Annotated in this window: 7 protein-coding genes, 1 tRNA gene and 1 CRISPR repeat array; of the genes, 4 read left to right on the top strand and 4 right to left on the bottom strand. The window is 73.3% G+C overall.

Translation table 11 applies throughout. From position 1 onward, the window contains the following. The coding region (locus ACSNOK_RS25485; RefSeq protein ID WP_436783104.1) for a GTPase at positions 1–1,529 on the bottom strand (1,529 nt) is incomplete at its 3' end. Next, on the bottom strand, positions 1,526–3,157 hold the full coding sequence (locus ACSNOK_RS25480) for a dynamin family protein (RefSeq protein ID WP_436783105.1): 1,632 nt from the start codon (positions 3,155–3,157) through the stop codon (positions 1,526–1,528). The genes ACSNOK_RS25480 and ACSNOK_RS25485, both read right to left, overlap by 4 nt. Before the next feature lie 308 nt (positions 3,158–3,465). On the opposite strand from ACSNOK_RS25480, the gene ACSNOK_RS25475 reads away from it, so the two are divergent. Both ACSNOK_RS25475 and ACSNOK_RS25470 read left to right on the top strand, forming a co-directional pair. After that, positions 3,466–3,538 (top strand) — tRNA-Arg (locus ACSNOK_RS25475). Positions 3,539–3,776: 238 nt separating this feature from the next. Beyond that, positions 3,777–4,110: direct repeats of the CRISPR family, unit length 29 nt; unit sequence GGGGCCACCCCCGCGTGCGCGGGGATCAC. Between the two features lie 1,407 nt (positions 4,111–5,517). Then, positions 5,518–5,739: a hypothetical protein gene (locus ACSNOK_RS25470; protein WP_436783103.1), complete on the top strand. Its 222-nt coding sequence runs from the start codon at positions 5,518–5,520 to the stop codon at positions 5,737–5,739. 350 nt (positions 5,740–6,089) lie between these two features. On the opposite strand, the gene ACSNOK_RS25465 is transcribed toward ACSNOK_RS25470, so the two are convergent. Next, complete coding sequence (locus ACSNOK_RS25465; protein ID WP_436783102.1) at positions 6,090–6,578, bottom strand: DUF5994 family protein; 489 nt, start codon at positions 6,576–6,578, stop codon at positions 6,090–6,092. Positions 6,579–6,880: 302 nt separating this feature from the next. Between ACSNOK_RS25465 and ACSNOK_RS25460 the strand changes: the two genes are divergently transcribed. Next, a complete protein-coding gene (locus ACSNOK_RS25460; RefSeq protein ID WP_436783101.1) occupies positions 6,881–7,741 on the top strand; it encodes a DUF5994 family protein in 861 nt (286 codons plus the stop codon). Positions 7,742–8,066: 325 nt separating this feature from the next. On the opposite strand, the gene ACSNOK_RS25455 is transcribed toward ACSNOK_RS25460, so the two are convergent. After that, entirely contained in the window at positions 8,067–8,552 is a 486-nt protein-coding gene (locus ACSNOK_RS25455; RefSeq protein WP_436783100.1) for a MarR family winged helix-turn-helix transcriptional regulator, read from the bottom strand. 90 nt (positions 8,553–8,642) lie between these two features. On the opposite strand from ACSNOK_RS25455, the gene ACSNOK_RS25450 reads away from it, so the two are divergent. After that, on the top strand, positions 8,643–10,118 hold the full coding sequence (locus tag ACSNOK_RS25450) for an MFS transporter (protein WP_436783099.1): 1,476 nt from the start codon (positions 8,643–8,645) through the stop codon (positions 10,116–10,118). The last annotated feature ends 64 nt before the right edge of the window (positions 10,119–10,182 follow it).

Below are 10,182 nucleotides of genomic sequence, written 5' to 3'. Positions count from 1 at the left end.
GACGACGCGTCCCCACCGGCCCCCGCCGGCCGGTACCCCAGCGGAACCCGCCGGCTCCCCGTCCGCCGCCCGCCCGTCCACCGGACGCCGGACGCGCCACGCCGCGCGGCGGGCAGGGACGCCGCCGCTCCCGCCTCGTCCAGCGCCTCGGCCAGCCCTTCGGCGCCGCCGACGGCGGCTTCCCGGACGGCCAGCGCCCACGGTTCGGGAAGCCCGGCGGACGCCTCGTGCACCAGCGTGCGCACCGCCTGCTCGACCAGCGGCCGGGAGGCGGTCCGCCGCTGCGGCGGCGCCACATCCGCACCGCTGCCCGCGGCGGCCTCACCCGTTCGCGCTCCCCGGGCCTTCCGATGGTGCCGCCAGGCGCGGCCCCAGACCGTCCCGCAGGCCCGTTCGGCGCCGCGCAGCCAGGTCCGTTCGGCGCGCAGCCCCGACGCGCGGGCGCCGACGGCCTCCGCCAGCCGGTCCTCGAAGTCCAGCCGCGTCCCGTCCGTCAGCCCGGGGCGGCCCTCGGCGACGTAGACGTCGCGCAGGCGCGCGGAGGCGCCGTCGACGTCGGCGGTGAGGCGCAGTTCGGCGGCCTTCCTGCGCGTGACGAACTGGCCGAGGACCTCGCGTAGTTCCCCGACCCCCTCACCCGTCAGCGCGGACAGGGCCAGGACCGCCGCGCCGGGTTCCCCGTGCTCGCCGAGGGCCAGCCCGTCCTCGTCGAGGAGCCGTCGGAGGTCGTCCAGGACCTGGTCGGCCGCGTCCCCGGAGAGCCGGTCGAGCTGGTTGAGGACGACGAAGGTGACCTCCGCGTAGCCGGCCAGCGGCCGCAGGTAGCGCTCGTGCAGTACCGCGTCGGCGTACTTCTCCGGGTCGACCACCCAGATCACCGCGTCCACCAGTCCCAGCAGCCGGTCCACCTGCTCCCGGTGGCCGGGGGCCGCCGAGTCGTGGTCCGGGAGGTCGAGGAGGACGAGCCCGGCGAAGGCGGGGTCGCACGGGCGCGGCGGGCGGCAGCGGGCGGAGGCGGGGATGCCGAGCCGGTCCAGCAGCCCGTCCGCGCGGTCGGTCCAGGCGCAGGAGACGGGCGCGGAGGTGGTGGGGCGGCGTACCCCGGCTTCGGAGAGATGGGCGCGGGCGAGGGCGTTGAAGAGGGTGGACTTGCCGCTTCCGGTCGAGCCGGCGATGGCCACGACGGTCAGGTCGAGCGGGTGCCGCTGCCGGGTGGCGGCCTCTTCCAGCACCCGTCCGGCCTGGTCGAGCGTGCCGCCGCCGAGCCGGGCCCGGGAGAGGCCGACCAGTTGGCGCAGGGCGTCGAGCCGGGTGAGGAGGGGGGCGCTCAGGACGGTGGCGACGTTCGGCGCGGGGCGCGCGGGGGGCGCCGGGCGCTCCCGCCGTTCCTGGCGCGCCTTGTCCGGGTCCGTACGCTCCGGGCGGGCGCGGCGGGCGATGAGTCCGTCGTCCCAGGACCGGTCGACGGCGTCGGACGCGGGCGGCCTCCCCGGCCCGCGGCGGCTGTCGGCTGAGTGCACCGCGGTCACCTTTCCTTCTGCAGCACGGACAGGGCGGCGATGAGTTCGACCTGGTGGTCGGGGGTCACGTCGAGGGCTTCCAGGGGGGCGGTCCGGCGGTCGCGCTCGGACTCCAGCACGCGTTCCACGCACTCGTCGAGGAGCGCGCCGCCGCGGTCACGCAACCGGAGCGCGCCCCGTGCGCCGAGCGCCTCGGCGAGCGCCTCGCTCGCGGACTGCGCCCGCCGGCCGCCCAGCAGGGCGGCGGCCAGCAGCGCGGTCACCCGGTCCGCGTCGGGGACGGAACCGCGTTCGAGGTTCCTCGTCTGACGGACCTCCCGCACCTCCTCCTCCGCGTGCTCCTCCAGGCAGCGGCGCCAGTAGCGCACCGCCACCCCGATCCGGGCGACGGCGCCTTCCGCGTCCCGCGGGGCCAGCGCCGTGGCGGCGGCCGGATCACCGGCGCAGGCGGTGGCGATCTCCTCGTCGGCGGCGTCGACGGCGCAGGCCAGCAGGGCGACGAAGGCGTTGGTGAGGGCGGTCAGCAGTTCGTCGGAGGTGCTGTCGCGCGGGTGGCCGCGCCAGTGCGTCAGCGCGTCGCCGGCCAGCGCCTCGCCCCCGGCGGCGTCGCGCCGGACCCGATCCGCGGCCCGGGCGTACGCGTCCTCGACCCGCTGGAGCAGCCGCACCGCCGCCGAGTGCTGCCCCGCCGCCGCCCCGGCGAGCCCCGGCAGCCGCGAACCGAGCGACGCCAGAACGCCGTTGGCGGTACGGGCCCTGGCCACCGTCCGCGAGGCGGGGTCCTGGGCCCGCTGGATCAGCCAGGCCCGCAGCCCCGCGACGGCGGTGACGGGCAGCAGCCCGCTCCCACCGGCCACCGACTCGGGCAGCTCCGGGATGGTGAACCGGGGTACGTCCCCCAGCCCCGCCGCCTCCAGCAGCGCCCCGAACTGCCGCGCGACCTCCCCCGTCACCTGGTGCGGCACCCGGTCCACGACGGTCACCAGCGTGACGTCGTACTCCTTGGCCGCCCGCAGCAGGTGCCAGGGCACCGCGTCCGCGTACCGGGTGGCCGTGGTGACCAGCACCCACACGTCAGCCGCGCAGATCAGCTGCGCCGCCAGCTCCCGGTTGCGCTCCACCAGCGAGTCGATGTCGGGCGCGTCCAGCAGCGCCAGCCCCCGGGGCAACGCCAGGTCGGTCTCCAGCCGCAGACCGGGCCGGTCGTCGTCCTCGTCACCCGTAGGGGTCACCTCTACGGGTACGTCCTCCAGCAGCCCGTCGCGCGCGGGCACCCGGACCCTCCGCAACGCCGGCAGTACCCGCGGTCCCGCGAACCAATGATGATCATCCGGATGGCAGACGAGCACCGGCACCCGCGTCGTCGGCCGCAGCACCCCCGCTTCCGTCACCCGGCGCCCCACCAGCGAGTTCACCAGCGTGGACTTCCCCGCCCCCGTGGATCCCCCGACCACCGCCAACAGGGGCGCTTCAGGGGCGCACAACCGGGGCACGAGGTAGTCGTCAAGCTGCGCGAGGAGCTCGGCCCGGTTGCGACGGGCGCGAACGGCGCCGGGAAGGGGGAGCGGAAACCGAGCGGCGTCGACGCGGTCGCGCAGTGCGGACAGCGCGTCGATCAGCCGGGGCCGTACGTCCAAGGTCGCCACATGTGCAGAATGCCCAATTCTGAGGTGTTTTTGAAGCGTATAGACCATGCCGCGCGGGGCGTGGCGAGCGGGGCCCGGGCATAACGAGTACACAACACCCGCCGCAGGAGGCGTCAAAAACGGTGCACGATTCGCACTCGCCTGCGATTATCAGGACCGCTTCACCGAACCTCCACATCGTGTCACGGAGGTGAAGCAACCGGGACGAGGTACGCGGAGCCCTATCCTTGTCCCCGGCAAGGTCACGGCACCACCGAGCCCGGGGCTTCAGCCGTCCGCGACACCGCCGTACCACACCGGCCCCCGTAGCTCAGTGGATAGAGCAGGCGCCTTCTAAGCGCTTGGCCGCAGGTTCGAGTCCTGCCGGGGGCGCACCGTTCAGGCCCTCCTTCGGGAGGGTCTTTTTGCTGGCCAGGGCCATGCACGGGGCGTCGCCGGGGCCGCTGCCACCGCCCTGTCGGGGGCGAACGACAGCGGCTGTGCCCGGCTGTACCGGCACGCCGACACCCACCCACTCCGCCACCGGAACCGGCGGCACCCCGCCATGGAGCCATTTCGTCAACCGAGTGTTCCGCTCGCCGTACACCCGCCTGCCGAGGGCCCTGCTCCGGGGCCCAACCCCACGTGCGCGGGGATCACGACACCACCGACGCCGACAGCGAGCTTCAGGCGGGGCCACCCCCGCGTGCGCGGGGATCACCGCGGCGAGTCGGCCAGCGCGCTCGACTTCCCGGGGCCACCCCCGCGTGCGCGGGGATCACGCAATTCCATGTTGCCGTAGTCGGAGGAGACCGGGGCCACCCCCGCGTGCGCGGGGATCACGACTTGGTGTCGAGTCCGAACATGATGGTGGTGGGGCCACCCCCGCGTGCGCGGGGATCACCGGGACGCGCATCATCGGGAGCCGTCCGCACGGGGGCCACCCCCGCGTGCGCGGGGATCACAGGGCGCGACCTGCATGTTTGTCGCTGTGGGATGCGGTTTTTACTCACTTCTGTGGAATCGGACATTTGCCTCTCTTGGTGCAGCACCTGCACTGCGAGCCCGTTAACCCAACGGGACTATACGACTCGGTCTTTCTACGGCTGGCAAGCGTGCGACCTCACCGCTCCGGACGAGGCGGCGGAATGCTTTCTTCCGGTGGATAGGCGGTGAGGCCGTGCTGGCTCATGAACGAGATGCTGGACAACGTCCAGGTCAGCAGGCGCCCGGAGACGTACGCGCATCGAGACGTCACGTCAGCAGCCGGGCTGTCCGAAGAATCCGGTCTCGCTCTGTGCGAGCGATTGCTGACGGCTCCTCCGCGTCACGCCCATCACGTGGTGTGGCGCGCCTTCGCCAAGGCCCGGATCGTGGGCTGGTCCAGACGTTCGGCCCCGTTACCTTGTACGACCGCGACTGGTTTCATGGGAACGCGGTCGGGGACGGCCCGTTCCGGGACCAGTTGCCCCGCGAGGTGAGCGGAGCCGAGCCCTTCTTCCCCGCGGGCTTGCTCCCTGACGGACCACACGTGGTTCTCGCGCGGGTGGATCTCGGCGTAGGGGCACAGGCAGACGCTCCGGCCGTCTCGCGCACGCCGTCGACGGCTTCTGGCGGACGCAGGAAAATAGTGGACCGGCTTCCGCGCAGACGTACGCCAGGTCATCGCCACGTTGCCTGACCTTATGTCGATCTACCCCACGCACAGCAAGCAGCGCGTGCCCTCAATCGTTTTCGGACGGTGCGTAGTTCACTCGCCCACTTCCTGGCGGGCACCGGTCTGATGGACAGCCTCCATTCGCTCCTCGAAGGCGAGTCTCAGGGCAATCGCGCACGCGAAGAGGCCAGAGAGTGCCGAAACCTGGGCCTCACGGTGGCTCTCCGGCGTCTCCGCGAGCGAGGCGTTCGAAGCAGAGTGACGGCAGCCGCCCGTCAGCGGTCGTATCGCCTCGTCGCAGCGCCCCGAACACGGAGACCCCCGTCCAGGCGCTCGCCGTAACGATCAACGACCGCAGCGGTGAGGTGAGCGCCTTCGGAAGCCCGAGGCGGAGCCTCCGGTCGTTCCGGTAGATCATCAACCACGGCCGGCGCTCATCATCGGCATCGCCGTCGCCATCACCCCACGCACGCCGACGCGAGCGGCCGGATGCACTTCGGCCTGACGATCCCGGCGCCGGAGTTCCTACTGAGGGGCGCACCGTTCAGGCCCTCCGAGAGGGTATTTTTGCTGGTCAGAGCGGTGGTGGTGGGTGCGGGTGCGCCCGGGGGTGTCGGCTCCGCTTCCTCGGTGAGCGCCGTCGTGCCGTTTTCGTGTCCGATCCGACGCACTCGACGGCAGCGCGAAGGGGGGCCGCGGGCGCATCATGGAGACAATGACAAAGCCTGCCGCAGTGAAACGTCACCTGCCCACCAGCCCCTTCGCGGTCCGGGACATACCGGCCCCCGAGGACTTCGCCGTGGGCGACCAGGTGACGCACGACATGTACGGCCTCGGCCGGGTGATCGGTATCGAGGACGGAAGCGCGGCGCTCGTGGATTTCGGGTCGACGCAGAAACGGATCCCGAGTCCATACGCCAAGATGACCAAGCTGTAGGGCCACCGCGCCTCGCCGGCCCCTCGGGGCCGGCACCGACAAAGGGAGATCTCTCATCGGTCCCACCTCGCTGTTCTCCGCTCCGGAACGGGCACCCCGCCGCTCCTCCACGACATCGCCGGCCCCGGCGAACAACCCCTTCCAGGCCCCGGACTTCGGGGAGGACGAGGCCCCCGCACCCGAGGACGCGTCGGGGCACTACCCGGAAACCGGTACGGGTACGGGTACGGGTACGGCTTGACCCCGAGTCGTCGGCTCCACCGGCGGCCGGCGGCCGGGCACGGGCTTCCGCCGCCCGCCTCGGCCCCAGCCGGTGACGCCCCTCCCTCCCGGGAGGGGCTTTCGGGTTCTCAGCCCTTTCCCGGCCCCTGCCCGGCGGTGCCGGTGTCGATGAGGATCTGTTCGGCCTGGGTGGTGTTGCCGGCCCGTACGGCCCTGGCCATCGCGGTCCGCGCCGCCTCGGGTTCCGCGTCGGGCGGCACCACCAAGAGGGTGAAGTGGTCGTTGTCGCCACGGGTGACGAGGACCGTGTCGTCGCCGACCGGGAAGGAGTCGAGGTGGACCACCCGGCCGTCGACGGTCAGGCGGGTGGGGAACTCCTCCCAGGCGGCCGCGTCCAGGCCCACGCGGGCCACCGGGCCCAGGTGCTCGGTCAGCGCGGTGATCAGGCCGGGGAGTTCCGCGGCGACGTCGCGGGAGCGTGGCCACCAGGCACCGTCGAGGATGCCCTCGCGGGTACGGGTGGTCTCCAGCCGCAGGAGCGCCGTCCCGGGCTTCGCGGCCTGATGGCCCGTGTCCGGCAGAAGACCGGGAGTGTGTGCTGCGTCGGAATCGGCCATGATGCCCAGCCTGTCTCCGCGGATTCGGCGTCGTCCGTTCACCGTTCCGCCGCGTTCGGCGGCGGAGGGGGAGGCGTCCGCGGTGATTCCAGGCTACCCCGGCGGGCGGGCCACCGAGCCGTACACAATGACGCTGGACCTTTGTTCCCGGGCTCGTCCGTCCGCCCGGGTCCCGGTACGCCGGCGCCGGAGTAGGGTGGAAGCACCGGGAACCCTTCGCACACCGGCTTCCACGCGGGTGTCGTTCTCGGCGAAACACCATGCCGGGCAGCCGACGACGCGCCCGGGGACAGGTCCGCATCATGACCGTGACCACCGGCCGTACGCCCGTCGACACGGGTGTTCCCCCACTACGCGCCCGCCTCTCGCTGACTCCCGGCTCGGTCCCCGGCCTCCTGGACGGCGCCTGGTGGCCCCGCTCGCGCGACCTCGGCCGGGAACTCCCGCCACTGATCGAACGCTTGGACCGCTGCTGGGGGCGGATCACCCGCGTCACGGTGAACCCGGCCTTCTGGCCCGTGATCCCGCGCAAGGTGCCCGTCATCGGGCACACCCTGCGCATCGGTCGGTTCGACGCCGAACAGGACCGGCACAAGCTGCTGCTGCTCTCCCCCGCCGGCCGCTGGGACCTGCTGATCATCCCGCCGGAAACCGGACCGGCCGCAGCCGGCCGGCTGATGGCCGCCGCGTCCGTCCCGGGCAGCCTGCTCACCGCGAGCGAGCTGTTGGAGGACGAGCGGCTGGCGGGCGAGCAGGGCCGGCCGGAGGCCGACCGGACCGGCGAAGACGAAGGGGTCTGGGAGGGCGAGGGGGCCTGGGAGACGGACGGCGGGGCTCAGCCCGCTCTCGCCGGGCCCGTCGCGGCACCGGCCACCACGGAGCGTACGGCGGCCGTCCACGGCCCGGTGGAACCGGCGCCTCCGCCGGGACGGGCCGACGTACGCATCGTCGCCGCGTCCCCCGACACCGCCCGCCGCGTGGCCGAGGTACTCCGGCGCTGCTTCGACTCCACCGAGCAGCGCAGCTACCCGGCCGGCCGTGAGGGCGGCACCCGGCTGCACCTCGCCGTGGACACCACGCGGCCCGCCGAGCCCGCGCGGTCCTGGCTGGAGACCAGCAGGGACGCGACGGCCGATCAGGGCCGGCAGCGCCGCGACACCTGAGACTCCCCCACCACCCTCGGCAAGGAAGATCCTGCCTGCCCGCCGCGGCGCCGGAGTCCCGTACTACCGGCCGAATGCGCCGTCGCCCTCCGCGGCCTTCTCCCTGATCGCACCTGAGGGCTCACGAGTCGCCCCGCCTCGTCGCGCGGCAGGCGGAGGTTCCGAAGCCCTCCACACCGCATGCGCGTCCCGCCCGGCCGCTCGACCTGACGGAGTTCGGGCGGCCGGCCGCGGAGGGGCGGGCCCGCCGATCGCCGGCCGTCTGCCGTCCCGTCCTCCGCTTCCGGTGGTGCCTCCCCTTTGCGGGCGTGCCCCCGCGCGCGGGCTACTTCCCCGGTGACTCCGACTCCGCCAGCGCGTCGTCCCGGCTGCCCGTCAGGAAGGCGTGGATCGCGCGGAGTTCGTCGGCCGAGAAACCGGACATGAGGACGCGGCTGCGCGCTTCGAGGCCCTTGTAGGCCGCCGCGATGCGGGCCAGTCCCTCCGGGGCCGCTTCGACGACGACGCGGCGGCGGTCGTCGGGGTGGGGGCGGCGGTGGACGTAACCGGCCCGTTCCAGGCGGTCGAGCATGTGGGTGACCGCGCCGGTGGTGCGGCCCAGGCGGGTGCTGAGGGTGCCGGCGGTGGTGGGGCCCTCCCGGTCGAGGGTGTGGAGGCAGAGCAGGTCCGTGGGGGCCATGTTCAGCTGCTGGGCGGTCCGGTCGTGGAGCCGGCCGAGGGCGCCCGCGAGGTCGGTCATGGCCAGCATGATGCGGTCGGCCAGGGCGTCCGCCGCGACGTCCGTTTCCCCGCTCGTCGGTTTGACACTCATCGCCGTCCCCTTTTAGCTTCATCGATAAGATACTTAGCGATGCAGTCATCATAGGCCGTTGCGCCCGCCTCGCGAACCGGAGGGTCCCGAGTGTCCACCGACACCTCTGCTCCACCCGCCACCGCCACCACCACCGCCGCGTCCGGCCGGGCACGGACCGTCGCACTCGTCGTGATCTTGCTGGCGAGCTTCATGGACCTGCTCGACGCCACCGTCATGAACGTCGCCCTCCCCTCCGTCCGGGAGGATCTGAACGCCTCCTCCGCGCAGTTGCAGTGGCTGCTGGCCGGATACACGCTGGCGTTCGCGCTCGGCATCATCACCGGGGCGCGCCTCGGGGACCTGTACGGCTACCGGCGGGTGTTCCTCGTCGGCGTCGCCGGGTTCACCCTGGCGTCGGCGCTGTGCGCCGCCGCGCCCACCGCCGGACTGCTGGTGGCGACGCGCGTGATCCAGGGCGTCTTCGCCGCGGCGATGGTCCCGCAGGTGCTGTCGCAGATCCAGTTGATGTACGCGCCGCACGAGCGCGGCGGAGCGATGGCCGCGTTCTCCTCGCTCAACGGCCTCGCCTCGGCCGTCGGCCCGATCCTCGGCGCCGCCCTGCTGGAGGCGGACCTGTTCGGGCAGGGCTGGCGCGCGGTGTTCTGGCTCAACATCCCGGTCGGCGTCCTGGCGCTCGTCGTCGCCTCGCGGGTGCTGCCCGAAGGCCGAGCCGAGCACCGGCCCCGGCCGGACGTACCGGGCATGCTCCTCTCCGGGGCCGGTCTCGTGCTGGTCCTCTATCCGCTGATCGCCGGCAGCGAGGAGCGGCCCTGGCCCGCCTGGACCTACGTCTGCCTCGCCCTCGGCGTCGCCGTCCTCTTCCTCTTCCACCGGTACGAGCGGCGGCTGTCCGGTGCGGGACGGACGCCGCTCGTCGAGATGTCGCTGTTCCGGCTACGGTCGGTCGGCGGCGGGCTGCTGCTGCAGTTCCTCTTCTTCCTGCCGGTCATGGGCTTCTTCCTCACCTTCATGCAGTTGCTCCAGGCCGGTCTGGAGATGAGCCCGATGGCCGCCGGCGTCGCCATCCTGCCCTGGCCGATCGCCACCACGATCGGTGCCGGGGTCGGCGCGGCCGTCCTCCTTCCGAAGATCGGCCGGGCCACCGTGCAGCTCGGCCTCGTCGTCCTGGCCGTCGGCTTCCTGCTCCTCGCCTTCACCGCGCGGTCGGCCGCCCCCGACGCGACCTGGCTCGACTTCCTGCCCGGCGTCGCGGTCGGCGGGCTGGGCCTCGGCCTCACCGTCGCGCCGCTGGCCGCGCTCACCTTGGAGAACATCCCCGGCGAGCACGCCGGTTCCGGCTCCGGCCTGTTCAACACCGTGGCCCAGCTCGCCGCCTCGGTCGGTGTGGCCGTCATGGGCACCCTCTTCTTCGCCGTCCGCGACTCCCACACCGGCGGGCGCGCCCACGGCTACGCCCCCGGGTTCACCGCCACCATGTGGGCAAGCCTCGGGCTCGTGGCGCTCTGCTTCGCCGTCAGCTTCCTGCTGCCGCGGAGGTCGGGCGCCGGCGCCTCCGCCCGGTAGGCGGCGGTCGTCGGTACCGCGTCCCCCTCCGCGCCGGTGTCCGGCCGGCGCGGAGGGGGACGCG

Source organism: Streptomyces sp. URMC 126 (assembly GCF_051386555.1).
Lineage (GTDB): Bacteria > Actinomycetota > Actinomycetes > Streptomycetales > Streptomycetaceae > Streptomyces.
The sequence above is the reverse complement of the archived record's forward strand: the minus strand, read 5'-3'. Positions and strand labels throughout refer to the sequence as shown.